Source organism: Nocardioides sp. YIM 152588 (assembly GCF_040191335.1).
GTDB lineage: Bacteria > Actinomycetota > Actinomycetes > Propionibacteriales > Nocardioidaceae > Nocardioides.
Window position 1 is genome coordinate 35536 of the sequence record NZ_JBEGDJ010000012.1, and the last position, 26011, is coordinate 61546.

Here is a 26011-nt window from a genome sequence, read left to right on the forward strand (position 1 = left end):
GCTTGTGGCATCCCGAGCGCATGCGGGGAAGGCGTCGGCTGCGCCGATCGCTCCCGTTCGCCGGTTTCGCTGTTCTGGCGCTCGCACTCTCGGGCTGCTCGACCGACTCCCAGTGGGAGCGGTTCGGCATGCCCGAGATCAAGTCCGAGCAGGGCGAGCACATCCTTGCTCTCTGGCAGGGTGCGTGGATCGCCGCGCTGATCACCGGTGTGGTCACCTGGACCCTGATCCTCGGGCCGCTGTACTGGTTCCGCCGTCGCAGTGACGACGAGGTCCCGGTGCAGACGCGCTACAACCTGCCGGTCGAGATCTTCTACACGATCTTCCCGATCATCATGGTGATCGCGTTCTTCTCGCACACGGTGCGGGTGCAGAACATCGCGACCGAGCTGGTCCCGGACCCCGACGTCACGGTGAAGGTGGTCGGCCAGAAGTGGTCGTGGACCTTCAACCACGAGTTCGAGGACGAGTACGTCTACGTCTCGGGCACCGGTGACGACATCCCGACGCTGGTGATCCCGGTCGACCAGACGGTCGAGTTCGACCTCTACAGCCCGGACGTGATCCACAACTTCGGCATCCCGGCCTTCGCGATGCGGATGGACGTGGTGCCCGGCGAGGACAACGCGTACCAGATCACCCCGACCGAGGAGGGCACGTACGCCGGCAAGTGCTACGAGCTCTGCGGCGCGTACCACTCGCGGATGCTGTTCAACGTCGACGTCGTCTCCGCCACGGAGTACGACGCGTACCTGGCCGAGCTGGCGCAGGACCCCGACCACGTCTCCTCTGAGCCGGTCCTCGGTGGCGCCTACTCCACCGAGCCTTACCTCAACGAACTCGACATCGAGGGAGAGCACGAGTGACCGCCACGGCAGCTCGGTCCGCGGAGCTCACGGAGCGCAAGCCCCTGGGCAAGCTCCTGGTCCGTGCGATGACCACGACCGATCACAAGCTGATCGGCAACCTGTACTTCATCACCGCGCTGTTCTGGTTCGTGGTCGGCGGCGTGATGGCGCTGCTGATCCGCTCCGAGCTGGCCTACCCGGGCAGCCAGGTCGTCAACGAGGAGCTGTACAACCAGCTCTTCACGATGCACGGCACGATCATGCTGCTGCTCTTCGCGACGCCGCTGTTCTTCGGCTTCGGCAACGCGATCATGCCGCTGCAGATCGGTGCGCCCGACGTCGCGTTCCCGCGACTCAACATGTTCAGCTACTGGCTGTACCTGTTCGGTGGCCTGATCGCCGCCGCCGGCTTCCTCACCCCGCAGGGTGCGGCCTCGTTCGGCTGGTTCGCCTACACGCCGCTCTCGGACTCGGTGAACAGCCCCGGCGTCGGCGGTGACCTGTGGATCATGGGTCTGTGGATGGGTGGTCTGGGCACCATCCTCGGTGCGGTCAACTTCATCACCACCATCATCTGCATGCGTGCCCCCGGCATGACCATGTTCCGGATGCCGATCTTCGTCTGGACCGTGCTGATCACCGGCATCCTGGTCCTGATCGCGTTCCCGATCCTGGCCGGCGCGCTGCTCTCGCTCGAGGCCGACCGCGCCCTCGGCGCCCACGTCTTCGACACCTCGCACGGCGGCGCCATCCTGTGGCAGCACCTGTTCTGGTTCTTCGGCCACCCCGAGGTGTACATCATCGCGCTGCCGTTCTTCGGCATCGTCTCCGAGATCCTGCCCGTCTTCAGCCGCAAGCCGATCTTCGGCTACGTCGGCCTGGTAGCGGCGACGCTCGGTATCGCGATCCTGTCGGTCGCGGTGTGGGCCCACCACATGTTCGTCACCGGTGCGGTCAACCTGCCGTTCTTCTCCGGCATGACCTTCCTGATCGCGGTCCCGACCGGCGTGAAGTTCTTCAACTGGATCGGCACCATGTGGGGCGGATCCATCCGGATGGACACGCCGATGCTGTGGTCGATCGGCTTCCTGACGACCTTCCTCTTCGGTGGTCTGACCGGCATCATCCTGGCCAGCCCGCCGCTGGACTTCCACGTCTCCGACTCCTACTTCGTGGTGGCGCACTTCCACTACACGGTGTTCGGCACGGTCGTCTTCGCGATGTTCGCCGGCTTCTACTTCTGGTGGCCCAAGTTCACCGGTCGGATGCTGGACGAGCGCCTCGGCAAGATCCACTTCTGGCTGCTGTTCATCGGCTTCCACCTGACGTTCCTGGTGCAGCACTGGCTGGGCGTCGAGGGCATGCCGCGCCGCTACGCGGACTACCTGCCGGGTGACGGGTTCACCACGCTGAACCAGGTCTCGACGATCGGCTCGTTCCTGCTCGCCACCTCGATGCTGCCGTTCTTCTACAACGTGTACGTGTCGCGGAAGGCGCCGCTGGTCAACACCGACGACCCGTGGGGCTGGGGCCGCTCGCTGGAGTGGGCGACGAGCTGCCCGCCGCCGCGCCACAACTTCCACTCGATCCCGCGGATCCGCTCGGAGTCGCCGGCGTTCGACCTCCACCACCCGGAGATCGCCGCGATCGAGATGGACGACAACCCCGCAGAGTTCGCGAACGTGGGCGCCCCGGCCGACCTGCCGGACACCGACGGCCGCGCGGAGCACCTGGCCGAGCAGGCCGAGAAGAAGGACGGTGACGCCTGATGAAGATCGAGGCATGGATCTTCGGGATCACGGCGATCTTCCTCGTCCTGGTCACGCCCGCCTACTGGTTCATCACCGACGCCGGCGAGTCCGGCGCGGACTGGACCGGCACGTCGGCCCTGGTCATGACCGGCCTGCTGTGCGCGATGGTCACGCTCTACCTCGGCTTCCACGCCAAGCGCATGGACGCCCGGCCCGAGGACCGCAAGGACGGCGAGATCGCCGACGGCGCGGGCGAGCTCGGCTTCTTCCCGCCGTACTCCTGGTGGCCGTTCTGGTGCGCCGCGACGATGGCCATCTGCGTGTTCGCCCTGGCGATGCTGGCCTGGTGGCTCTTCATCATCGGCTGCGCGCTCGGCACCGTCGCGCTGTGCGGCTGGATCTTCGAGTACTACCGGGGCGAGCACGCTCACTGAGCACGCACGAACCCAGCACCGGCGCCGTCCCCTCGGGGGCGGCGCCGGTCGCGTCTCCCGGCGCCTCGCCGGGCGCGCGGATGCAGGATCGTGACCGCCCCGTCGTTATCCTCGACGGGTGACGACGTCCTCCCGCACCCGACGTGCCCGCAGTGCCGCCGCCCTGGTGGTGGCGCTGCTCGGGGCCGCCGCGCTCGCCGGCTGTGACGCGAGCGCGGGGATCACCGGGACCACCGCCGGCGGCGAGAGCGCCTCGCCGGACGCGACGGAGACCGCCGAGGCACCGGTCACGCCGGTGCTCCGGACCAACGTCGCCCGCGGCGCGACCGACGTCCCCGTCTCCACGGTGCTGACCGTCAAGGCCAAGCGCGGCTCGCTGACGGACGTCACCGCCAGCTACGACGGCGGCACCGTGCCCGGCAGCATCTCCGCCGACGGCCTGCGGTGGAAGGCCGAGGACCGGCTCGAGCCGGGCGTCACCTACACGCTCTCGGCGGCGGCTCGCGGCGAGGAGGGCACCCGCACGAAGCGGACCACCTCGTTCACGACCGAGGCCCTGACGCTGGACCAGCAGACCTACCCGTCGGTCGCGCCGCTGGCCGGCGAGACCGTCGGCGTCGGCATGCCGGTGATCGTCACCTTCGACATCCCGGTCACCGACCGCGCCGAGATCGAGCGGCACATGTCGGTCACCTCGAAGCCCGCCCAGACGGGCACGTGGCACTGGCTGAACGACACCGAGGTGCACTGGCGCCCGAAGAAGTACTGGCAGGCCGGCACCGACGTGCACGTCGACGTGGACATCAACGGCGTCGACGCGGGTGGTGGGATCTACGGCCAGGAGGACCGGACGGTCGACTTCACCGTCGGCGACGCGCACATCTACAAGGTCGACGCGCAGACCCACCAGATGAAGGTCTTCTCCAACGGCGACCTCCTGCGCACCATCCCGATCACCACCGGCAAGGCGGGCTTCACCACCCGCTCCGGCGTGAAGGTGATCATCGAGAAGTTCGCCGAGAAGCGGATGAACTCCGAGACCGTCGGCATCCCGGCCGACAGCGCCGAGGCCTACGACATCGACGACGTGAAGTGGGCCATGCGACTGACCTACTCCGGCGAGTTCATCCACGCCGCGCCGTGGTCGGTCGGCTCCCAGGGCTACGCCAACGTCTCCCACGGCTGCACCGGGATGAGCACCGCCAACGCCGGCTGGCTCTACTCGATGACCCGCCGCGGCGACGTCGTGGAGTACACGGGCACCGGCCGTCCCATGGAGGCGGAGAACGGGTACGGCGACTGGAACATCGGCTACGCCGACTACAAGGCCGACTCCGCGCTCTGACCCGACGCGGGCGGCGCGGACGCGCGGCCCGCGCTCCCGGCACCGCTCCCCGCCGCGCCGATCGCCCGCCCGGCCATCGTCGCCAGCAGCAGCGCGCCGACGCCGGACGCCAGCACCACGAGGAGGACGGGCAGCGGCCCGTCCACCGGCGACGTCGACTGCCGCGTGAAGACGTAGTAGCGCTCCAGCCACCACAGCGCCACGGCGAGCCAGGCGAGCAGCACCGCGGCCCACGCGGTCGCCGTCCACCACTCGCGGGACCGGCGCGAGGTCGCGGTCCCTTCGGCCGGCGCCGGCAGCCAGCGCGCCACCTCGAGCATCCCGATCGCGGTCGCGGTCGCGAGCAGCGGCATGGCCTGCATCAGGTACCGGTCGTGGAACCCACCGCCGTGCGCGATGAAGGAGACGACGCTCTGGGCGGTCAGCGCGGCGTGCACGCCCAGCAGCGTCCACGCCGCGTCGAAGCGGAGGCCGTGGCGGCGTACCGTGCCGACCAGGGCGACCGGCACCAGGACCACGGCCGCGACCAGCACGATCGGCGTGGCCAGGGTGGGCTCGGTCAGACCGGGGACGTGCACGATCCCGGCGAGCCCGTCGACCGGTTCACGCTCGAACTTCTCCAGCAGCGCGTCCTGGCCGGTCAGGTCGCCGTAGAGCCGCAGGTTGCGCAGGTAGAACCAGCCCCAGGCCAGCGCGGGCACGCCGCCCACCAGGCCACCCACCGCCAGGGCCCGGCGCCACCCGCGCCAGCCCGCCCGGAGCCAGCCGGCCCGGTGCAGGGCGGTCAGCGCCAGCGCGACCGCGCAGAGCGCGACGACCAGCACGCCCTGGGCCCGGAACCCGGCCGCGGCGGTGCCCGCCGCCGTCGCCCACGCCAGCCGCGCCGGCGTGATCCGGTCGCGCAGCATCCGCACGGTCGCCAGCAGCAGGAGCAGCGCGGCGGAGGAGGCCCAACCGTCGTTGATGAAGAACGCCGAGCGCAGCACCAGGGTCGGTGTCATCGCCACCACGACCGCGAGCGCCGTGACCGCGGGCCTGCGCGGCACCAGCTCGCGCGCGACGAGACCGACCAGGAGGAGCCACAGCGCGAATCCGGCGGTGTTCGCGAGCCGCATCGCGATGACCATCCCGCTCTGGCCGCCGTCGGGGCCCTGGATGTCGGAGAGCGCCCACCAGACGGGGACCATCGCCAGGTGGAACAGCGGCGGGTGGTTCGCGGTCCAGATGTCGCCGTGCGCGTCGTCCCAGCCGCGGAGCTCCTCGGCCGTGCCGGGGAAGCGCGCGGGGTCGTCGACGATCGCGGTGTCGATGGTCGGCAGCCGGCCCTCGGCGAGCGCGGCGACATAGCCGACGTGGGCGGGCTCGTCGTTGCCCCAGCTCGGCACCTTGAAGACGAGGGCGATCTGCGTGCCGAGCAGGGCGATCATCAGTGCCGCCAGCACCGGCACGGCCAGCGGGTGGCCGGCCAGGCGGCGGGCGCGCGGCGGCAGCGGTCCGCGGGGCGGGGCGATCGTCAGCACGGGTCTCTCCCTCTCGGAGCGGGCTAGGCCGGGTCGGGCGCCCCGGCGCAGCCCACCAGGCGTCGGACCTCGACGACCGGACCGGGCCGCCGGAAGGCGGGCGGGTAGTAGTTGAAGCTGAGGTCGTAGGAGAACGGCGGTGGTGTCGCCCCGGCGGAGTAGGGGCTGACCGCGAACGCCGGCGTGCTCTCCCGGCGCAGGCGGTCGTAGTAGGCGCCGGCGTCGAGCAGGCCGGCGGCCCGTCCCCGGTCCCGCTGGTGGCCGTTGACCATCACCCAGCAGTAGCCCGCCGACCGGTAGTCGTCCAGCAGCGCGGGGGAGAGCGTCCGCTCGTAGTCCTCGTACGGGCGCTGGACCGGGTAGATCTCCAGGCCCGCCGCGCGCAGCGCTCGGCGGTAGGAGCCCGGCACGGCCGGCTCGACCACGATCCCGCTGCCGGGAGGGACGTGGCCGGTCGTCCACGCCAGGGCGTCGGCGCGGGTGTCCGTGCGGGTGAGCAGCAGGTCGCTGCGGACGGCGTCCACCGTCGGCTGCGCGAGCAGGGCCACGAGCAGCCCCGCCGTCGCGAGCAGCCCGGCACGGGGCCCGGTCCGGCTCCGTACGGCGCGGGCGACCCGCACCACGCCGTACCCGGCGAGCACGGCCAGCGCGGGGTAGGCCGGGAGCAGCCAGCGGCCGAAGTACCGCTCCTGGGCGGCCATCGCGACGTAGAGGGCGACGGGGAAGGTCACCAGGAGCAGCGCCCGGGCGCGGTCCGCGCGCCAGAGCAGCACGGCGCCGAGCAGCGCGAACGCGACCGCCGCCACCCCGAGGCCCCACAGCAGGGTCGCCGGGTAGCCGAGCCAGGCCGAGCCGGACTGGCCGAGCTTCTCGCCGCCGACCCGCGCCGACTGCCCGGTGACGTCGTCCACGAACCTGCCGGGCTCGACGACGGCATACGGGTTGAGCGCGAGCAGCCCGGCGATGCTGGCGGCGGCCGCCGCGCCGAGCCCGGCCAGCGCCGGCAGCACCGCGCTGCGGCGCTCGACCACCCGCAGCAGGAGGGCGAGCGCGATCACGAGGGCCATCGGCGCCGCCAGGTACTTCGTGCCCGAGGCCACGCCGACCGCGGCGCCCGCCAGCAGCAGCCCGGTCAGGTCGCCGCGTTGGTGGACCCGCAGGCACGCGATCAGCGCCACCGTGGTCGGCGCCATGGCGGGCACGTCGTTGAGCGCCTGGTGGCTGTAGAAGACCGGCAGGTAGGCGGTCGCCAGCAGCGCCGCCGCGACGAGGCCGGTCGCGCGGTCCGCGTAGCGCTTGCCGGCGAGGTGGACCAGCGCGACCGTGAGCGTGCCCAGGACGACCGCGACCAGCCGCGCCACCGTGAACACCGCGGTCGGGTCGGCCACCCGGAGCGCGGTCACGTCCTGCCCGCCGAAGACGACCAGGAAGCAGAGCGCGAGCAGGTGGGTGAAGCCCGCCGGGTTCTCGAAGTACCCGGTGCTCCAGTCGCCGTCCGCGGCCCGCGCGGCCGCCGGGACGTAGTGGAGATCCTCGTCGGGGTTGTAGGCGTGCGGCAGGCCGTGCCGCACGGCGACCACGCGGAGGGCGAACGCCGTCGCCACGATCGCCACCAGGGCCAGCGTCCGCGGGTCGGGGCGGCGAGGTCGCGGCGGCGCCGCGGCCCGCCGCTCGTCGGTCAGGACCACGACCACCACCCCTCCCCGGGGCGCGGGTAGCCGACGCTCTGGGTGGCCGCGACCAGCCACAGGGCGACGGTCAGCGCGGCGATCGCCGCGGCCGGACGCGCGGGTCCGGACGGGCCGCCCGGCGGGACCCGCCGGGCGACGAGCAGCAGCCACCCCAGCAGCACCGGCTCGCAGCCCCAGCGCAGGTAGGCCTGACCGCGGTCCCACACCGGGAGGCAGAGGAGCAGCGCGAGGTAGCCCGCCAGCGCCAAGCGCTCGTACGCCGGGCCGTCGACGCGCACCAGGATCCCCGCCAGCAGCGCGACGACGACCAGGGTGGGCACGAGCAGCACCAGGTTGCCGACCTCGCCGGTGCCTCCGCCGGCGAGGTCACCGGCCGCCCGGCCGAGGTAGTGCGCCAGCGCGCGCAGCGGTGGGCCGAGGTTGTTGTCCGCGGGCGGGTCGGGCAGCTGGTCCGCCCAGCGGGCGCGCACCCAGGTGCGCCAGGCGGCGTACCCGGCCAGCGGCACCGCGCCGACCCACCAGGCCGGCGCGGCGCCGATCCGGGCGCGCAGGCGCTCCGCACCACCCGCCGCCTCGCCGACGGCGCGGGTCATGCCCACCGCGAGCACCGCCAGCGCGACCACGAGCGTGGTCTCCCGGGTCAGTGCCGCGAGCAGCAGCAGGACGGTGGCCGGCAGCGGTCGGTCGCGGCGCAGCGCGAGCAGTGCGGCCAGCAGCAGCGCCCCGGCGAGCGGCTCGCTGAGGTCCTGGCCCACGCCGACCAGGTAGCCGGGCCACAGCGCCGGCACGGCGCCCCACCACGGGCTGCGACCGGCGTCGCGGGCCAGCGCGGCGGCCAGCAGCGCGATCACGGCCACCGCGGCGAGGTTCACCGCCAGCAGCGCGACGGGCACGGCGCCGCCCCGCCCGCCGCCGGAGAGCACCCACGCCGTCGCCGGGTAGCCGATCCGCGCCTGCCAGTAGGCGGGGCGCCGGAAGGTGATGCCGAGGTCGCTCACGGCCTCGGTGAGCGGCGAGCGGGCCAGCCGGTAGTAGGCCTGGCCGTCGTAGCCGTCGACCCCGGGGGTCACCAGCAGGCCGTCGGGCGCGGTGCCGGGGTCGGTCACGCCGTCGCCGGCGGCGACGAACGCGCTCGGGTCGCCGTCGAAGACCGCCAGCCGGGCGCCGACGAAGGCCAGGTACGCCGCCAGCACCGCCGCGGCCACCAGCGCGGGTGTCACGGTGGGGCGGGTGCCCGTCCGCGGCGGCCGGCCGTCACGGACCGATCCGGCGGTCGGGCCGCCGGACGGGACGCCGGCCGGGACGCCGGTGGTCGGGTGGTCAGGCATCGGCGGCGGCCGGCCCGTCCTGGGATGGGGAGGCCAGGACGCGCTCGGCGTCGGCCCCGCGCCGGGTGCGGAGCCCGACGCGCGCGGCGGAGGCGGTCGCGAGCAGGAAGTCGGCGACGGTGTGCACGACGCGGGCCAGCAGGGCGACGGCGGCCGCGGCGCCGACGCCGAGCGCGGGCGCCAGCGCCGCCACCAGCACCGCCTCGCGGGCGCCGAGCCCGGCCGGCGCGAAGACCAGCAGCACGCCGGCGACGTGCGCGATCGCGAACGCCCCGACGGCGCTCGCGGGGGCCACGCCGTGGCCGGGACCGGCGAGCGCCCAGGTCGCCGCCCCGAAGCACGCCCAGACACCCGCCATCAGCGCGCACGAGGTGAGCAGCGCCCGGGCGCCGAAGGCGGTGCCGCCGGCACGTCCCGCGAGCCGGTCGCCCAGCACGCGCACCAGGGGCGGCGACATCGACACGACGCCGACCGCGATGGCGGCCAGCCACCACCAGCGCGCGGCGTCCAGGTCGACGACCCCGGCCGCGGCGAGCGCGCCGCCGAGCACCAGACCGCTCGCGGTGTGCAGGAACAGGAAGAGCGCGGAGGCGGTGAAGCTGGTCCGCATCGGGACCGCGTAGCGGCGCCCGAGCTGCGCCTGCGCGGCGAAGCTCCACACCGACCCGGGCAGGTACTTGCCCACCTGGCCCACGAAGAAGACCGACGCCGCGTCCGGCCTCGACACCCGGTAGCCGAGCGCGGCCAGCAGGCGTCGCCACAGCGCACCGGTCAGCAGGAGCCCGCTCGCCGTCGCGACCAGCGCGACGGCGGGCTGCCAGGCGCTGGTCCCGGTGATGGCCTCGCCGATCTCGGCCCAGCGTCCGCGGAACCCCCACCAGGCGAACCCGATGGTGAGCAGGACGAAGCCGATCCGGGCGCCCAGGAGGGCGTGCGCGCGCCTCACGCGGACGACGCGGGGCGCAGCAGCGCGGTGCGCGTCGGGTAGGGGAGGGCCGGGGTGAGGCCCCGGGTCATCAGGACCGTGACGCGGGGAGCGACCGCGTCGATCGCCGCCAGGTAGCGGCGCCGGTCGACGTTGTCGAAGACGATCAGGCCGTCCGGGGCCAACCGCTCGACGGCCCGCGCCAGGCAGGCCTCCCGCGCGCGGCCGTCGATGACGACGACGTCGAAGGCGCCGTCGACGTCGTCGATGGCGGCGACGTAGTCGCTGAAGTCGAGGCCGCCGTGCCCCCGCTTGGCCGAACCGATCGCGGGGATCCGGGACGCGGCGGGCTCGACGACCTGGAGGAGCACGTTGTCGGGCAGGCGGGGCAGCAGCGCGGCCGCCCACCCGGCGTGGTGCTCCACGGAGTGCACCGAGCCCGCGCGGCCGGCCAACCACAGCGTGGACGCGCCGGAGCCCCACTCGAAGACCCGCGCCCCGGGGCGCTGCGCCAGGTGCGCCGCCACCCGCTCGGCGGACTCGAAGGTCCACCAGGGCAGGTCCAGCGAGCCGAGGTCGTCGACGTCGTGGATCGCGAACAGCGACCGGGCCCAGGTGGCCGTGCGGGAGGTCGGGGCGCGGCGCTCGAGGTAGGCCAGCCCGCCGACCGCCTCCATGCCGGAGCCGATCGCCCGGACGGTGCGGATGTAGAGGCGCTTCACTCAGAACCTCACGCTCTCGGGGGAGGAGTCGGGCACGCGCAGGATGTCGAACCGCGCGCGTTTGGTGTGCTCGAGGTTCGTCTCGATCAGCGCGCGGTTGGTCCGGATCAGGTCCGAGATGACGCCGAGCATCAGGCACAGCGACGCCATCACCACGAGCGCCGCGCCGACCAGCAGCGACTGCACGTGGCCACCGCCGTCGCCGGTGGCGGCGAGGTAGGCGTAGCGCAGGTACGGCACCAGCCCCAGCACGCCGAAGAGGGCGGCGGCGAGACCGAAGATCACGTACGGCCGGTACATGATGTAGGCGCGCACGATCGCCGCGGCCGAGCGGACCACGTGCTGCCGGGTGCTCCGGAACAGCCGCGACTCGCGGGTCTTGGGATTGGTGGTGACCGGGACGCTCGCGACGGCGAGGTTCTTGTTGCCGGCCTGGATCACCGTCTCCATGCAGTAGGAGAACCGGGTCACGGTGTTGAGCCGCATCAGGCTCTCCCGGGAGTAGGCCCGGAAGCCGCTGGCCGCGTCCGGCAGCTCCGTGCGGGCCGCCACGTTGACCACCGCGCTGCCGAGGCGCTGCAGGGCCTTCTTGGTGCTGGAGAAGTGCTCGATCTGGCGGACCTGCCGGTCGGCGATCACGATGTCCGCCTCACCGCGCAGGATCGGCTGGACGAGGTCCGCGATCCGCTCCTGCGGGTACTGGTTGTCCCCGTCGGTGTTGACCACGATGTCGGCGCCGAGCGCGAGGGCGTGGTCGACGCCGTCGGTGAACGAGCGGGCCAGGCCCTGGTTGCGGTGGTGGCGCACGAACTCGCGCACGCCGAGGTCCCGCGCCACCGCGACCGTGCGGTCGGTGGAGCCGTCGTCGATGACGACCACGACGATCTCGTCGATCCCGTCGATCGCGTGCGGGATCGAGGACAGCACGAGGGGGAGGGTCTCCTCCTCGTTGAGGCACGGCACCTGGACGACGAGCTTCACGGGGCCTCGCTGGGGTACGACGGGTGGTGCTTCGGTCGCCCGGAGCGTAGGAAGGGCGGCGGTCCCCGACGGGACGCCGAGGTGACGCGTCGGCGAACATCTCGCGATCCCTGTCGCGCGGGCCTCCCGCCGGGCCCGCCGGGCTCGCAGAATGCAGGCGTGGCGAAGCGCTCGGGCGGGACCGATCCGGAGGCGCGCCCGGACCGACTCCGCCGCGCCGGCGCCCCGGCGCAGGGCCGGCGGTGGCGGGTGCCGCTGGCGCTCTTCTGCCTGGTCGCGTGCGTCTACGGCGCCACCGTCAGCACGAACCCGAGCCCGGACGCGTACACCGCCGACTTCGCCGGGTGGCACATCGCGCGGACCGGCGACCCGGTCCCTACGATCTCCGACTTCCCGCTGCTGGACGACAACATCATCCGCGAGACCTGGCTGGTCACCACGGCCGACGGGAGGGAGGCCGTGGGCCGGTCCCCGGGCGTCATCGCGGCCGTCGTGCCGGCGTACTGGCTGCTGGGCGGCGACCGGCTCTCCGCGGTGCCGGGAGGGCTGACCGCAGCGCTGATCTCGGCGGGCACGGTCACGCTGTTCCTGCTGCTGCTCCGCGACCGGATCGGGACGCGCCGGGCGCTCCCCGCCGCGCTGCTGCTCGCGTTCGGCACCCCCCTGTGGTCGGTGGCGGCCGACGCGGTGTGGCCGCACACGCTGACCGCGTTCGGCATCGTCGGGATGGCCTGGGCCGCGGACCGCGGGCGGTGGTGGCTGGTGGGGCTCTTCGGCGGCGTCGCGCTCTGGGGGAGGCTCCACGCGGCGCTGATCTGCGCGGTGCTCGGCGTCGGTGTGGCCTGGGCGCGGCGCCGGCCCGGGATCGCGGTCCGGGTCGGGGTGGCGGCGGTCGGCCTGCTGGCGGCGATGTCGCTGTGGACCCGCTGGATGTACGGCCGCTGGGACCCCTCGTCGGGCTACCGGGCCGGGGACTTCACCGGGGGAGCGGCGGCCGGCGTGCTGGACGTGCTGAACTACCTCGGCTTCGTGGTCTCGGCGGACCGCGGGCTGCTGTGGTGGGCGCCGCTGCTGGTGGTGCTCGGGCCCGCCCTGGTGCGGGGGTGGGGCGGGCTCCCGGACTGGTCGCGCTCGCTGGCCCTCGCGGGCGTCGCCTACCTGCTGACGCAGGGCGCCCTGGTCCGGTTCAGCGGCGGCGACCAGTTCTACGGCTACCGGACGAGCCTGGAGCTCGTGGTCTGCCTGGCGCCGGCGCTGGCGCTCTGCGCCGACCGGCTGGGGGAGCGCGGCCGCCGCTGGCTCGGCCCGGTGGCCGTGCTCCAGGTCGTGCTGATCGCGCCCGGCGCGGTCCTGGACGGCTTCTACGTGAAGGTGGCCGACGTGTGGTGGCGCAACGCCTTCCTCGACGGGTGGGTCCGGCGGCCCGCGACCATGCTCGTGCTCGTGGCGGCGACGCTGCTGGCGGTGTGGCTCGTGGCGCGGCTGCTCCGGGCGCCGCGGGTGGTCCGGCTCCTGGAGGCGGACGCGCCGACGCCGGCCTGAGCGGCCCGGGCTGAGGGCGGCGACGAGTCACCCGCCGTACGACGACAGCGGGCCCGAACCCCCGGAAGGGTTCGGGCCCGCTGTCGCGATGCCGTCAGGCTCAGTGGTCGGCCGGGCCGTGCCTGTTCGGTCCGGCGGCGATCTGCCCCTCGAGCTCGTGCAGCTCGTGCTCGGCGTGGTGCTGCGCGTCGTGCAGCTCGTCGGCCGTCGGCTTCTGCACGTTGTCGGCGAAGTACAGCTTCTGCAGGCGGTTGCGCAGGCGTGCCCTGCGTCCCTTGCCTCCGGTCAGCGACTCGTCGACCTCCTCGACCTCCGGGTCACGGTCACGCGCGGTGAGCGTGTAGGCCTTGGCCTCCGGGAGCGGCAGGTGCTTCTCGGCGTACCCGCCCTGCGGCGAGCGGACCAGGACACCCGACTCGTAGCCGTGCAGCAGCTTCTCCTCGTCGTGGCGCTGGAGCGAGATGCACCAGCGTCGTGCGATGAAGAAGGCGATCACGGGTCCGATGAAGACCGCGGCCCTCATGAAGTACGTGATCTGGTTGATGCTCAGGTGCAGCTTGATCGCGATGATGTCGTTGCCGCCCGCGGCCCAGGCGAGGCCGTAGAAGGTCATCAGGGCGACCATCACCGCGGTCCGGGTCGGCGCGTTGCGCGGACGCTGCAGGAGGTGGTGCTCCCGCTTGTCGCCGGTCACCCACGACTCGATGAACGGCAGCAGCATCAGGATCACGAGGAACATCGGCGGCGCGATCAGGATCGGCAGCATGACGTTCCAGGACACGGTGTGACCCCACAGGTGGGTCTCCCACGCCGGGATGATCCGCAGCAGGCCGTCGGGCCAGCCCATGTACCAGTCGGGCTGCGAGCCGGCGGTCACCTTCGACGGGTCGTAGGGGCCGAGCTTCCACACGTTGTTGATGGAGAAGAGTCCGCCCATCAGCGCGGTCACGCCGAACACGATGAAGAAGAAGCCGCCCGCCTTGGCCATGTAGACCGGGAGCATCGGGTAGCCGACCACGTTCTCCTGGGTACGGCCGGGGCCAGGCCACTGGGTGTGCTTGTGGTACACGAGCAGCAGCATGTGGGCCGCGATCAGCGCGAGCAGCAGGCCCGGGATGAGCAGGATGTGCATCACGTAGAAGCGCGGGATGATCGAGTCACCCGGGAACTCGCCGCCGAAGAGGAAGAACGACATGTAGGTGCCGACCACGGGGGTCGCCTTCATGAAGCCGTCCGCGGCCCGGACGCCGGTGCCCGAGAGCAGGTCGTCGGGGAGCGAGTAGCCGGTGAAGCCCTCGATGGTGCCGAGCAGCAGCAGCAGGCAGCCGATCAGCCAGTTGACCTCGCGCGGCTTGCGGAACGCGCCGGTCAGGTAGACGCGCAGCAGGTGGATCATCATCGAGGCGATGAAGATCATCGCCGCCCAGTGGTGCATCTGCCGCATGAGCAGGCCGCCACGGACGTCGAACGAGATGTCCAGCGTCGAGGCGAAGGCCGCGGACATGTGCACACCGCGCAGCGGGCTGTAGCTGCCGTTGTACTGGACCTCGGCCATGCTCGGGTCGAACCACAGCGTGAGGAACACACCGCTCAGCAGCAGGACGACGAAGCTCCACAGAGCGACCTCGCCGAGCATGAAGGACCAGTGGTCGGGGAAGACCTTGCGCAGGTTCTTCTTCATCGCCGAGCCGAGGCCCAGGCGCTCGTCCGCCCAGTTGGCGACGACGCCCGCGGCCTTGCTGCTCTTGGCCGGCGTGGCGGGCTCGGTGCCGTTCGTCGCGGCCACCTTGCTCATGTCAGAAACGGTCATAGTAGTCACGCTCCCAGAAGCTCGGGCCGACCGGCTCGTCGAAGTCGCTCTGCGCGACCAGGTAGCCCTCGTCGTCCACCGCCAGCGGCAGCTGGGGCAGCGGCCGGCCGGCGGGGCCGAAGACGACCTTGCCCGAGTCGGCCAGGTCGAACGTGGACTGGTGGCAGGGGCAGAGCAGGTGGTGCGTCGTGCGCTCGTTCAGCGAGATCGGGCAACCGACGTGGGTGCAGATCTTGGAGTACGCCACGATGCCGTTGACGCTCCAGTTCTCGCGGCTGCCGCCGTCGGCGGTCCGGCCGGGCTTGATGTCCGCCGGGTCCATCCGGAGCAGGATCAGCGAGGCCTTCGACTTGTGCACCTGGAGGTTGATGCCCTCGACGTCCTCGGGGTCGACCAGGTAGCGCTCGGGGTTGAACAGCACCTCCGGCTGGGCGTTGACCAGGTCGCCGATCTCGAGGTCCGAGGCGAGGATCGGCGTGCCGATCGCGTCGCGCGCGACCCGCATCAGCGGCACCGTGGTGCCGTCGACGGTCTTGCCGCCCTGGCCCCAGATGGTGTGCTCCAGCGCGTCGCCGGGCAGCGGGCCCAGGTCGCGCAGCATCACGACCGCCGGGAGGCCGAGGAGGCCGACCGCGCCGAGCATCGAGTTCCGGATCAGCGGGCGCCGGCCGATGCCGGACTCCGCGCCGCCGGTGCTGAGCGCCGCCAGGCTGGCCTCGCGGTCCTCGTCGGAGGAGCGGGCGGGGTGGCGCATCTCCACGATCTCGTGGTCGGCCATGAGCTTGCGGGACCAGTGGATGACGCCGATGCCGATGAACATCAGGGCCAGGCCCAGGCAGGTGCCGAGTGCCATCGTGGACGCGCCGAAGCCGGCGACGATGGTCCAGTCGTCCTCGACGTCGAGGGCGAAGTAGGAGACCAGGAAGAGGACCGTGAACAGGGCGGACAGGCCGAAGAAGCTCGCCACCTGCCGCTCGGCCCGCTTCTCCGCCTTGTCGTCGACGTCGGTCGGCCGCCACTGGTGCTCCGGGAGTCCCGGATCCGCGATCGGGTCCGGGACGGCCGGCACCGCGGCGGTGTCGTGGTCGTGTACGTCGGTCACGCCTGCGCCTCGTCCTTCTTCTTGCTCGAGCGTGTGGTGTGGGCGGCGATCCAGATCGCGAACGCGACCGGGACGCCGAGGCCGATGAGCCAGGCGGTGATGCCCTCGCTCACGGGACCGAGGCTGCCGAAGCTGAAGCCGCCGTACCCGGGCTGCTCGTCGAGCGTGTTCAGGTAGGCGATGACGGCCTTCTTGTCCTCCGGCGGGATGTTGCCGTCGGAGAAGGTGTCCATCGACTGCGGGCCGGTCAGCATGGCCTCGTAGATGTGCTTGGAGTCGACGCCGCGGATCTTCGGGGCGTAGCCGCCGCGCGGCATCGCGCCGCCGGAGCCCTCGAAGTTGTGGCACGCGGTGCAGTTGGCGAGGAAGATCTGGCCGCCGCGGACCACGAGCTCCTCGAGCTCGTCCTCGTCCATGCCCTCGGTGGAGTAGAGCTCCTCGTCGGGGATGGCCGGGCCGGTGCCGAGCGAGTCGACGAAGGCGGCGAGCGCCTCGATCTCGGCGTCGGAGTAGACGACCTCCTTGCGCGGCGCCTGGGAGCCGGGCTGGGCCATCGGCATCCGGCCGGTGCCGACCTGGAAGTCGACGGCGGCGGCGCCCACGTCGGTGAGCGCGGGGCCGTACTGGCTGCCGCCCTGGGTGAGCACACCCTCACCGTTCTGGCCGTGGCAGAAGGCGCAGCCGACCAGGAAGAGCTCGCGGCCCTCCTGGATCAGCTCCTCGTCTGCGGCCGTGGCGGAGTCGGCCTGCGCCGGCGAGAAGGCGGCGTACAGGCCACCCGTCAGCAGGAGGCCGACCAGCAGCACCATCAGTCCGGCGATCGGGCCACGGCGATGCCGTGACAGGCGACCGGCGGAGCGGTTCAGAAGACGCACGTTCAGTCCTTGCGTGTCCGTGTCGGGGCGGGGCGGAGAGGGTTGGTCATCACTTGACCAGGTAGATCGTCGCGAACAGGCCGATCCAGACGACGTCGACGAAGTGCCAGTAGTAGGACACGACGATGGCGCTGACGGCCTGCTCGTGGGTGAACCGGCGCGCCAGGTAGGTGCGCCCGAGGACGAAGAGGAACGCGATCAGGCCGCCGGTCACGTGGATCCCGTGGAAGCCGGTGGTCAGGTAGAACATCGTGCCGTAGGCGTCGTGCGGGATGGTGACACCCTCGTGGATGAGCTCGGTGTACTCGAGCGCCTGGCCGCCGATGAACACGGCGCCCATGATGTAGGTGAGGATGAACCACTCGCGCAGGCCCCACTTGTTGACCTGGAACACCGAGCCGCTGCGGCCGACCTGGCCCCGCTCGGCCGCGAAGACGCCGAGCTGGCAGGTCAGCGAGGAGAGCACCAGGATCGTGGTGTTCGCCAGCGCGAAGGGCACGTTGAGCAGGGCGGTGTTCTCCGCCCACATGTCCGGGCTCACGGCGCGGATCGTGAAGTACGCGGCGAAGAGGGCCGCGAAGAACATCAGCTCGCTGGACAGCCAGATGATCGTGCCGACGGCGACCATGCTCGGTCGGTCGTGCTGGCCGTAGAGCCGGGAGGCAGGGAGAGAAGCCGTTGCTGAGGTCGCCACGGGCCTCATTATGGCGGTAGTCCGGATCGGCGGCACCCCACCCCCCTCCAAATGTGGCCTGAGAGCCACCTGAAGCGGGTCTGAGAAAGGGTGCGTTGCCGTCTACGGTTCCGCGCGGGCGCTGCGGTGAGTAGCATCCGGCGCGTGTCCTCCCCGAAGCCGCTGAAGGTGCTCGTGTACAGCGACGACGTGCACACCCGTGAGCAGGTCATCCTGGCGCTGGGCCGCCGCCCGCACCCGGACCTGCCCGAGGTGGAGTACGTCGAGGTCGCCACCGAGCCGGTCGTGATCCAGAACATGGACGCCGGTGGCATCGCCCTGGCGATCCTCGACGGCGAGGCCGTGCCCGCGGGTGGCATGGGCATCGCCAAGCAGCTCAAGGACGAGATCGACTCGTGCCCGCCGCTGCTCGTCCTCACCGGCCGGCCGCAGGACGCCTGGCTGGCCACCTGGTCGCGTGCGGACGCCGCGGTCCCGCACCCGCTCGACCCGATCCGCCTGGCGGAGGCCGTGGCGACGCTGCTGTCCTCGCGCGTGCCCGCGTGAGCGGCGCGACACCTCCGGCCGCTTCGTGGCCGGAGGTCCTCGGCGCGCTCGTCGCCGGCCAGGACCTGAGCACGGAGCAGGCCACCTGGGCGATGGGGGAGATCCTGGGCGGCGAGGCGACCGAGGCGCAGGTCGCCGGCTTCGCGGTCGGGCTGCGCGCCAAGGGCGAGAGCATCGAGGAGCTGACCGGGATCGTCGCGGCGATGCACGCCGCCGGCAACGCGATCACCGTCCCGGGGCGGCTGCTCGACGTCGTCGGCACCGGCGGCGACCGGTCGTTCTCGGTGAACATCTCCACCATGGCCGCGATCGTCGCGGCGGGTGCCGGCGCGACGGTGGTCAAGCACGGCAACCGCTCGGCGTCGTCGAAGTCCGGCTCCGCCGACGTGCTGGAGCAGCTCGGCGTCCGCCTCGACCTGGCCCCGGGCCGGGTGGCGGACGTGGCCGTGGAGTCCGGCATCACGTTCTGCTTCGCCGCGGCGTTCCACCCGGCGATGCGACACGCCGCCACGGTCCGTCGCGAGCTCGGGATCGGCACCACCTTCAACTTCCTGGGGCCGCTGTCGAACCCGGCCGGCCCGCAGGCCCAGGCGATCGGGTGCGCCGACGCCCGGATGGCCCCGGTGATGGCGGGTGTGTTCGCCCGCCGTGGCGTCGACGCGTGGGTCTTCCGCGGCGACGACGGGCTCGACGAGCTGACCACCACCACGACGTCGCAGGTCTGGGTGGCCCACCGGGGCGAGATCACCACCGCCGAGGTGGACCCGCGCGCGCTCGGCCTCGCCCCGGCGACGCCGGAGGACCTGCGCGGTGGCGACGCCGCCCACAACGCCGACGTCGTACGGCGTGTGCTCGCCGGCGAGAGGGGCCCGGTCCGCGACGCGGTGCTGCTGAACGCGGGCGCCGCGCTGGCGGTCTACGACGAGCCGGGCGCGCCGGTGATGGAGTCGCTGGCCCGCGGTCTCGAGCGCGCCGCCGCCGCGGTCGACTCCGGCGCGGCGGACGCGGCGCTCCAGCGCTGGGTCGCCGCCGCCTCCGCCTGACGCGCGAGTCGGCAGAAACTGACACGCGAGTCGGCACACACTGACACCGCAGACGTCACACTGACACCGCCCGTCACACGGGCGGTGTCAGTTTGTGCCGACTCGCGGAGCATCGGGCGCGCACAAACGCGGAGACGCGCTCGCGCCATCCGGGCTAGTCCAGCCCGAGGGAGAAGGCCGACTCCAGGTCGTGCCGGGAGTACGCGCGGTAGGCGATGTGGGTCTCGGTGTCCACGACGCCGGGCACCTTGTTGAGCTGGTCGGAGACCACGACGGCGATGTCCTCGTGGCGCCGGACCCGGACCAGGGCGATCAGGTCGATCTGACCGGTGACGGAGTAGACCTCGCTGACGCCCTCGAGCGCCGCGATCGCCTCGGCGACCTCCGGGATCCGGGCGGTCTCGGCGTTCACGAACACGATGGCGGTGATCATGTGGTCACTCTAGTGACGCTCGGGCCCCAGCGGTCCAGGTGGCGGCCGGCGCCGGTGACGGGGCAGGTCCACTCGCCCTCGACCTCGACGAGCCGGATCCCGGGGCGCTCGAGCCAGGCGAGGATCCGTTCGGACTCCTCGGCCGTCGCGGCCGGGGCGAGGGAGGGCAGCACGGTCTCGGCCGAGGCGCGCAGCCCGGCCACGTAGTCGCCCGCGTCGACGCCGCCGGGGATCACGCCGGCCGCGGCGAGCCGCCCGTGGCGCACCACGTGCACGGCCCACCGGCCGTCGTCCTCGCGCCGGGCGGCGACGATCTCCGGGCAGGCCAGGAGCGGCCCGAGGCGCTGGGTCCGGGCCGCTGCCCGGATGAAGGCCGCGAGCCGGTCGCGGTGGAGCGCGGCCTCCTCGAAGCGCTCCTCGGAGGCCAGCGCAGCGAGCTTGCGCTCGACGGCCTCGACCACCTCCTCGGGGCGCTCGACGACCGCGTCGCGGACCTGGCGCACCACCGCGCCGTAGGTGAGCGGGTCGACGCTGCCGTCGCAGGGGGCGAGGCACCGCCCCAGCTCGGCCAGGGCGCACGCGCTGCGGCTGGGTGACCGGCCGAGGCGGTCGCTGCACTGGCGCAGCGGGAAGACCTCGTGCAGCGTCGCGAGGCTGGCCTCGGCGGCGCCGCGCGAGGAGAACGGTCCGACGTAGTCGGCTCCGTCGTCGGCGATCCGGCGGACCAGCGACAGCCGCGGCCACGCCTCGCGGGTGAGCTTGAGGTAGGTCACCTTCTCCGGGTGGCGCGAGCGGCGGTTGTAGGGCGGCTTGTGCTCGGCGATCAGCCGCAGCTCGCGGACCTCCGCCTCCAGGGCCGTGGCGCACTCGATGCCGCGCACCGCCTCGGCGAGGCGCACCATCTCCCCGATCCGGGACCGGGTCTCGGAGGCCGTGAAGTAGGACCGGACGCGCTTGCGGAGGTCCTTGGAGGTGCCGACGTAGAGCACGCGGGAGCCGGCGTCGGTGAACAGGTAGACGCCCGGCGCGTGGGGGAGGTGGTCGGCGAGGTGCCGCTTGCGCCGCTGCGGCGCGGCCACCTTGGAGGAGTAGGACTGGAGCTCCTCGAGGGTGTGCACGCCGAGGCCGCCCAGGCGCCCGATCAGGCCGTGCAGGACGTCGACCGTGGCCCGGGCGTCGGCCAGTGCCCGGTGGTTCGGCGTCGTCGCCGAGCCGAACACGCGGGCCAGGGAGGAGAGCTTGTGGTTCCGGGACTCCTCGCGGCTGACGACGTGCCGTGCGAGCTTGACGGTGTCGAGCACCTCGAAGTCCGGCCAGGCCAGCCCCTCCTCGCGCGCGAAGTGCTGGAGGAACCCGACGTCGAACCGGGCGTTGTGGGCGACCAGGACGCTGCCGGCGGCGAACTCCAGGAACGCCGGCAGCGCGCTGCCGATCCTCGGCGCGTCCGCCACCATCGCGCTCGTGATCCCGGTCAGCACCGCGATGAACGCCGGGATCGGCTGGTGGGGGTTGACCAGTGTCTGGAACTCGCCGAGGACCTCGCCGCCGCGGACCTTGACCGCGCCGATCTCGGTGATCCGGTCGCCGTCGCCGACCGAGCCCCCGGTCGTCTCGAGGTCCACCACGCAGAACGTCACCCCGTGCAGCGCGCGGCCGAGGTCGTCGAACCCGCGCTGGTCCTCCCACCGCGGTCGGGTCGCTGCCTCGGGTGCGTGGGTGGTCATGCCGATCACGGTAGGACGGCGGGGCGACACAACCCGGGAGGCGTCCCGCGGGGGACGCCCGGCACGGCGGGCCCGTGCCGGCGCCCCTAGACTTCGCGGCATGCCTGAGCTTCCCGACGAGTCGCACCGGTGGCGTTGTGCTGGTTGCGGCAACCTGACGCGCTTCGACGTCGTCCGCACCCGCCGGACCACCGAGTTCTGGCACCTCGACCTCCCGGGCGAGCCCCAGGTCGAGGAGGCCGAGGTGCTGGCGGAGACGGTCGAGAGCGTGCGCTGCCGCTGGTGCGGGCGTGACGACGCGATCGAGACGGTCGTCCGCACCGACGCCTGAGGCGCCACCGCTCGTCGCCACCGCCCGTCGCGGCGGCCCGGTCCGCGCGTTGTGTCGGAGGGCCGCGCGAGCCTGACGCCATGACCACGATCGATTGCGACACGTGCGTGCTGCGCGGCCTGGCCTGTCACGACTGCGTCGTGACGGTGCTGCTCGGCCCGCCGCCCGAGCTGACCATCGACGACGAGGAGCAGCGCGCCCTCGACGTCCTCGCCGACTCCGGGTTGGTGCCGCCGCTGCGGCTGGTGCGCCCGGTCGAGGGCCCCGACGTGGAGTCCGCCTGAATCGCGCAATGTGAGATGTGTCTCACTTCGGCGAGCGTCTCGATTTGCCGCGTCGTCTTGGGCGAGCGGGCCGGGCCTGGCTATCCTGCCGGTTCAGGTGCTCGTGGAAGTGGGTCGACCGACCCGCGCGGGCACCGCGCTGAGTCTGGACCGTCCGCGGTCCGGAGCCGGGGAACCACAGGTTTTCTGGGGTGAGTCCCGCACGAGAGCGCGACACGCGTGGAGTGCGGGTAGGGCAGGTCGTGCCCGAACCCGACAGCTCACCCGGTAGGCGTACGACATGAAGGGGACCGCCAGCTCGTGCTGAACGCCCGCAACCGCATCACCGGAACGCTCGCCGCCCTCGCTGTCGCCGGATCCGTCGGCGTCGCCGTGACCGTGTCGCAGAGCCCGGCCCAGGCGGAGCCCGACATCGACACCGTGCGCGACCGCGTCGAGTCCCTGCTGCACGAGGCCGAGCAGGCCTCCGAGCGCTACAACGACGCGAAGATCGAGCTCGACGAGCTCAACGCCGAGCTGGAGTCCCTCAAGGCGGACCAGAAGCGTCAGGGCGACGTGCTCGACGGTGTCCGCACCGACGTGCGCGAGGCGATGATCGCCCAGTACCAGGGCCAGACCCTCGGTGCCGCCGGCGAGCTGCTCGAGTCGGACTCCGACGGCTTCCTCACCCAGCTGTCGACGCTGTCCACCGTCAGCGACCTCCAGGACTCCCTGCTCTCGGCCTACGGCGACGAGCTGAAGGCCTACAACATCCGCCGCGCCCAGACCGCGGACCGCCGCGACCGGATCGCGACGCTCGAGAGCCGGCTCGACAAGGAGAAGGCGAGCGCGAACGACAAGCTCGCCGACGCCGAGGACCTGCTCGACGAGCTCGAGGCCGAGGAGCGCGCGGCGGTGCTCTCGCGCTCCAGCGAGCCGCGCACCGTGCCGACGACGACCACCGCGCAGGTGCCCGCGTCCGGGCGCGCCTCCGCGGCGCTGTCCTACGCCATGGCGCAGGTCGGCAAGGCCTACGTCTACGGTGCGGCCGGCCCGAGCGCCTTCGACTGCTCCGGCCTGACGATGATGGCCTGGGCGCAGGCCGGCGTCTCCCTGCCGCACTCCTCGAGTGCGCAGTTCAGCAGCGGCACCCGGATCTCGGAGAGCCAGCTGCAGCCGGGCGACCTGGTCTTCTACTACAGCCCGATCAGCCACGTCGGCATCTACATCGGTGGCGGCAACATCGTGCACGCCGCGAACCCGGGCACCGGCGTCCGGGTCGCGCCCCTGCACTCGATGCCGTACGTGGGTGCGGTCCGTCCGGGCTGACGCCCCGCGTCGCTCGCGCCGGCCGCTGATCCGGCCGGCGGTCGGCGGGGTGGTCCTCGCCGCCGTGGTGGCGACGGGCTGCACCGACCCGTACGTCGCTCCGACGCCCACGCCGTCGGCCGGCGGCCGCGACGAGGACGCCGCGGCCGCGACCGTGGCCGCGCTCGGGAGCGCGCTCGCGGCGGGGGACCGCGCCGGCGCCGCCGACCTCGGTGCCAACCGCCGCGCCGGCCGCCGCCTCGCGGCCGCGGCGGGCAACGTCGTGCGGGCCGACATGGCCGACGTCGGCGTCCGGTACCTGGGCGCGAGCGGTGCCCCGGACGCCCTCGGCCGCTGGACCGCGACCATGCAGGTGACGTGGCGCTACCGCGGCTTCGACGACGGGGTCGCCCGCCGCGAGGTCGAGGTGGGCCTCGCCGCCGACTCCCGCAGCATCACCCACGTGGGCGGTGGCCGCGAGGCGACGCCGCTGTGGCTGGCCCGCCGCCTCGTCGTGGCCCGCGGTCCGAGCCACCTGGTGCTCGCCGAGGGCAGCCGTGCCGGTCTCGGCCGGCTGGCCCGCCTCACCCGCGTCGCCGCGCGCCAGGTCGCGGCCGTGCTCGGCGGCGCGCCGCGGATCGTGGTGGAGGCTCCGGCGTCCTCGGCCTCGCTGCACCGCGCCCTGGGCGCCGACCCGCCGCTCTACGCGGAGGTCGCGGCGGTCACCGCCCCGGTGGACGGCTCGCTCGCCGCCGACGCGCCCGTGCACGTGCTGATCAACCCGGGCGTCTTCTATCCCCTCGGCGAGCTGGCCGCGCAGGTGGTGGTGACCCATGAGGGGGTGCACGCCGTGACCCGGGCGCCGCTCGCCGTGGGCGCGCCGCTGTGGCTGGTGGAGGGCTTCGCCGACTACGTCGCGCTGCGCGACGTCGATCTGCCCTACCGGCGTACGGCGGGCCAGGTGATCGAGCGCCTGCGCGCGGACGGACTGCCGGACCAGCTGCCGACCCAGGCCGACTTCACCGGCTCGGCCGAGCACCTGGGCGCCCAGTACGAGGCGGCCTGGCTGGCCTGCGTCACGATCGCCGACCGCAAGGGCGAGGAGGCGCTGGTGGAGCTCTACCGCCAGGTGCTCGACGGGCGCCCGCTGGAGGCCGCGCTGCGCCGGACCACCGGTTGGAGCACCGAGCGGCTCACCGACGCCTGGCGGGCCCGGCTGGCCGCGCTCGCCGGCCTGTCAGAGTAGGGACGTGAGCACGGACGAGCAGGCGTCGGCCGCAGTCGGCGATCGGGCCGCGGGCGGCCCGCGCCCAGCCGGCCGGGTCGCGGCCGTGACGCTGGCCGTCGGTGCTGTCGCCTTCGTGGCGCTGGCCGCCTGGCTGGTGCCCTGGCAGCCCGTCCCGGGCGGGACCCCGGCGCCGGTCCCGGCCGACAGCGTCTTCACGGCCGCCCAGATCGACCGGGCGGAGTCCTACGCGACGTGGGCGCGGGTCTGGTCGTGGAGCGGCCTCGCCGTCTCCCTCGTGGTGGCCTGCTGGCTCGGGTTCAGCCGGACCGGCCGCCGGTGGGCGGGTCGCGTCCCCGGCCGCTGGTGGCTCCGGGTCGTGCTGCTCGTGGCCGCCGTCTCCCTCGCCGGTTGGGTGGCGACCGCGCCGTTCCGGATCGGCCTCCGGAGCCTGCAGCTGCGGGAGGGCCTGGCCACCTCCTCGTGGGGCGCGTGGGCCCGCGACCAGCTGGTGTCGGAGGCGGTGACGGTCGCGGTGACCTCGTTCGCCCTGGTGCTCGCGGTCGGCTGCGCCCGCCGCTGGCGCGCCGCGTGGCCGGCGGTGCTCGCGGCCGTGCTGGGGGTGGCCGTGCTGCTCGGCTCCTACGCCTACCCCGTGCTGATCGAGCCCCTGTTCAACTCCTTCGAGCCGCTGCCCGCGGGGCACCTGCGTTCGGCGATCCTCGACCTGGCCGACCAGGAGGGCGTGGCGGTGGACGACGTGCTGGTCGCCGACGCCTCGCGCCGCACGACGGCGCTCAACGCCTACGTCTCCGGCTTCGGCGACACCCGGCGGGTGGTCGTCTACGACAACCTCGTCGACCAGCGTCCCGAGGACGAGGTGCTCTCGGTGGTCGCGCACGAGCTGGCCCATGCCGGGCACGACGACGTGCTGGTCGGCACCGTCCTCGGGGTCGCGGGCGTGGTGGCCGGGACGGGCCTGCTGGCGCTGCTGCTGCTCGGGTGGGAGCGGCGCGGCGTGGTGCGGCTGCGCGACGGGACCGCGGTGCCGGCGGTGCTGGCGCTCGTCGCGGTGGCCGGAGTGGTGGCGGCGCCCGTGCAGAACGGGATCAGCCGCGAGGTCGAGACGCGCGCCGACGTGGTGGCGCTGCGCACGACGGGGGACTCGGCGTCGTTCGTCGCGCTGCAGAAGGAGCTGGCGCTGGCGAACCTGTCGGACCCGACGCCGCCGCGGATCTCCCAGTGGTGGTTCGGATCGCACCCGACGGTGCTGGAGCGGGTCGCGCTGGCCTCCCGGATCGGTGGCGCCGGCGCGACCCGCCGATGATCACGGGGTGGTCGGGGTGGTGGCCTCGTCGAGCTTGTCGGCCGAGTCGCTGAAGATCTGGTTGAGGCCGTCGCCGAGGAGCCCCGCGCCGACGATGAGGGCCAGCGCGATGAGCGCCACCAGCAGGCCGTACTCGACGGCCGAGGCGCCACGGTCGGAGCGCGCGTAGCGGCTCACCAGCAGAGCCTGAAGGTACTGCACCATGGGTGCCTCCTGAATGTTCTCGTGAATGGAGCGTTGTCC

General features: G+C 73.0%; 25 protein-coding genes and 1 riboswitch. Of the genes, 12 read left to right on the forward strand and 13 right to left on the reverse strand.

Annotated elements, in window-relative coordinates; all coding sequences use genetic code 11:
• Positions 1–20: 20 nt before the first annotated feature.
• From ctaC to ABLM29_RS08450, 4 genes are all read left to right on the forward strand, one after another.
• Positions 21–866 (forward strand): aa3-type cytochrome oxidase subunit II, encoded by an 846-nt coding sequence (ctaC, locus tag ABLM29_RS08435; RefSeq protein WP_502889197.1) that lies wholly within the window; start codon positions 21–23, stop codon positions 864–866.
• Complete coding sequence (gene ctaD, locus ABLM29_RS08440; protein WP_502889198.1) at positions 863–2617, forward strand: aa3-type cytochrome oxidase subunit I; 1755 nt, start codon at positions 863–865, stop codon at positions 2615–2617. Before ctaC ends, ctaD begins: the two co-directional genes overlap by 4 nt.
• On the forward strand, positions 2617–3033 hold the full coding sequence (locus ABLM29_RS08445; protein WP_349713643.1) for a cytochrome c oxidase subunit 4: 417 nt from the start codon (positions 2617–2619) through the stop codon (positions 3031–3033). The genes ctaD and ABLM29_RS08445 overlap by 1 nt, the downstream gene beginning before the upstream one ends.
• Before the next feature lie 118 nt (positions 3034–3151).
• Positions 3152–4378, forward strand: coding sequence for a L,D-transpeptidase (locus tag ABLM29_RS08450; protein WP_349713644.1), 1227 nt, complete (start codon positions 3152–3154; stop codon positions 4376–4378).
• Here ABLM29_RS08450 and ABLM29_RS08455 read toward each other — a convergent pair.
• From ABLM29_RS08455 to ABLM29_RS08480, 6 genes are read right to left on the reverse strand one after another with little or no spacing between them, the layout of a single operon-like run.
• Positions 4354–5898, reverse strand: a complete 1545-nt coding sequence (locus ABLM29_RS08455; protein ID WP_349713645.1) for a hypothetical protein — start codon at positions 5896–5898, stop codon at positions 4354–4356. The genes ABLM29_RS08450 and ABLM29_RS08455 overlap by 25 nt on opposite strands.
• A 23-nt stretch (positions 5899–5921) precedes the next feature.
• Positions 5922–7586: an ArnT family glycosyltransferase gene (locus tag ABLM29_RS08460; protein ID WP_349713646.1), complete on the reverse strand. Its 1665-nt coding sequence runs from the start codon at positions 7584–7586 to the stop codon at positions 5922–5924.
• Positions 7577–8917, reverse strand: coding sequence for a hypothetical protein (locus tag ABLM29_RS08465; RefSeq protein ID WP_349713647.1), 1341 nt, complete (start codon positions 8915–8917; stop codon positions 7577–7579). The genes ABLM29_RS08460 and ABLM29_RS08465 overlap by 10 nt, the downstream gene beginning before the upstream one ends.
• Complete coding sequence (locus ABLM29_RS08470; RefSeq protein ID WP_349713648.1) at positions 8910–9863, reverse strand: lysylphosphatidylglycerol synthase domain-containing protein; 954 nt, start codon at positions 9861–9863, stop codon at positions 8910–8912. The genes ABLM29_RS08465 and ABLM29_RS08470 overlap by 8 nt, the downstream gene beginning before the upstream one ends.
• On the reverse strand, positions 9860–10564 hold the full coding sequence (locus tag ABLM29_RS08475; protein WP_349713649.1) for a class I SAM-dependent methyltransferase: 705 nt from the start codon (positions 10562–10564) through the stop codon (positions 9860–9862). Before ABLM29_RS08475 ends, ABLM29_RS08470 begins: the two co-directional genes overlap by 4 nt.
• Entirely contained in the window at positions 10565–11545 is a 981-nt protein-coding gene (locus ABLM29_RS08480) for a glycosyltransferase family 2 protein (RefSeq protein WP_349713650.1), read from the reverse strand.
• Between the two features lie 159 nt (positions 11546–11704).
• Between ABLM29_RS08480 and ABLM29_RS08485 the strand changes: the two genes are divergently transcribed.
• A complete protein-coding gene (locus ABLM29_RS08485) occupies positions 11705–13087 on the forward strand; it encodes a hypothetical protein (RefSeq protein ID WP_349713651.1) in 1383 nt (460 codons plus the stop codon).
• Positions 13088–13187: 100 nt separating this feature from the next.
• Here the strand turns inward: ABLM29_RS08485 and qcrB are convergent, their stop codons facing one another.
• The 4 genes from qcrB to ctaE are packed head-to-tail and all read right to left on the reverse strand — an operon-like array spanning position 13188 to position 17577.
• Positions 13188–14882: a cytochrome bc1 complex cytochrome b subunit gene (gene qcrB / locus ABLM29_RS08490; RefSeq protein WP_349713652.1), complete on the reverse strand. Its 1695-nt coding sequence runs from the start codon at positions 14880–14882 to the stop codon at positions 13188–13190.
• A gap of 1 nt (position 14883) precedes the next feature.
• Positions 14884–15999 carry a cytochrome bc1 complex Rieske iron-sulfur subunit gene (gene qcrA, locus ABLM29_RS08495; protein WP_349713653.1) on the reverse strand — a complete coding sequence of 372 codons (1116 nt, stop codon included), beginning with the start codon at positions 15997–15999 and terminating at the stop codon, positions 14884–14886.
• The gene (gene qcrC, locus ABLM29_RS08500; protein ID WP_349713654.1) at positions 15996–16874 is read right to left on the reverse strand and encodes a cytochrome bc1 complex diheme cytochrome c subunit; all 879 of its coding nucleotides are present in this window, start codon (positions 16872–16874) and stop codon (positions 15996–15998) included. The genes qcrA and qcrC overlap by 4 nt, the downstream gene beginning before the upstream one ends.
• Before the next feature lie 49 nt (positions 16875–16923).
• Positions 16924–17577 (reverse strand): aa3-type cytochrome oxidase subunit III, encoded by a 654-nt coding sequence (ctaE, locus tag ABLM29_RS08505; RefSeq protein ID WP_349713655.1) that lies wholly within the window; start codon positions 17575–17577, stop codon positions 16924–16926.
• Between the two features lie 135 nt (positions 17578–17712).
• Here ctaE and ABLM29_RS08510 point away from each other — a divergent pair, with 135 nt between their 5' ends.
• A complete protein-coding gene (locus ABLM29_RS08510) occupies positions 17713–18114 on the forward strand; it encodes an Rv3143 family two-component system response regulator (RefSeq protein WP_349713656.1) in 402 nt (133 codons plus the stop codon).
• Entirely contained in the window at positions 18111–19157 is a 1047-nt protein-coding gene (gene trpD / locus ABLM29_RS08515) for an anthranilate phosphoribosyltransferase (protein WP_349713657.1), read from the forward strand. Before ABLM29_RS08510 ends, trpD begins: the two co-directional genes overlap by 4 nt.
• Positions 19158–19311: 154 nt before the next feature.
• Here trpD and ABLM29_RS08520 read toward each other — a convergent pair whose 3' ends face one another.
• Complete coding sequence (locus ABLM29_RS08520) at positions 19312–19590, reverse strand: Lrp/AsnC family transcriptional regulator (protein ID WP_349713658.1); 279 nt, start codon at positions 19588–19590, stop codon at positions 19312–19314.
• Entirely contained in the window at positions 19587–21314 is a 1728-nt protein-coding gene (locus tag ABLM29_RS08525) for a DEDD exonuclease domain-containing protein (RefSeq protein WP_349713659.1), read from the reverse strand. Before ABLM29_RS08525 ends, ABLM29_RS08520 begins: the two co-directional genes overlap by 4 nt.
• 100 nt (positions 21315–21414) lie before the next feature.
• On the opposite strand from ABLM29_RS08525, the gene ABLM29_RS08530 reads away from it, so the two are divergent.
• The 5 genes from ABLM29_RS08530 (at position 21415) to ABLM29_RS08550 (ending at position 25768) form a co-directional block, all read left to right on the forward strand.
• On the forward strand, positions 21415–21645 hold the full coding sequence (locus ABLM29_RS08530; RefSeq protein ID WP_349713660.1) for a hypothetical protein: 231 nt from the start codon (positions 21415–21417) through the stop codon (positions 21643–21645).
• Positions 21646–21725: 80 nt separating this feature from the next.
• A complete protein-coding gene (locus ABLM29_RS08535) occupies positions 21726–21929 on the forward strand; it encodes a hypothetical protein (RefSeq protein ID WP_349713661.1) in 204 nt (67 codons plus the stop codon).
• Positions 21930–22056: 127 nt separating this feature from the next.
• Positions 22057–22219: riboswitch (cyclic di-AMP (ydaO/yuaA leader) on the forward strand.
• Between the two features lie 10 nt (positions 22220–22229).
• Entirely contained in the window at positions 22230–23237 is a 1008-nt protein-coding gene (locus tag ABLM29_RS08540) for a C40 family peptidase (RefSeq protein WP_349713662.1), read from the forward strand.
• On the forward strand, positions 23218–24462 hold the full coding sequence (locus ABLM29_RS08545) for a hypothetical protein (RefSeq protein ID WP_349713663.1): 1245 nt from the start codon (positions 23218–23220) through the stop codon (positions 24460–24462). The genes ABLM29_RS08540 and ABLM29_RS08545 overlap by 20 nt, the downstream gene beginning before the upstream one ends.
• A gap of 4 nt (positions 24463–24466) precedes the next feature.
• On the forward strand, positions 24467–25768 hold the full coding sequence (locus ABLM29_RS08550; protein WP_349713664.1) for a M48 family metallopeptidase: 1302 nt from the start codon (positions 24467–24469) through the stop codon (positions 25766–25768).
• Here ABLM29_RS08550 and ABLM29_RS08555 read toward each other — a convergent pair whose 3' ends face one another.
• Complete coding sequence (locus ABLM29_RS08555) at positions 25769–25972, reverse strand: Flp family type IVb pilin (protein WP_349713665.1); 204 nt, start codon at positions 25970–25972, stop codon at positions 25769–25771.
• Positions 25973–26011: the final 39 nt, after the last annotated feature.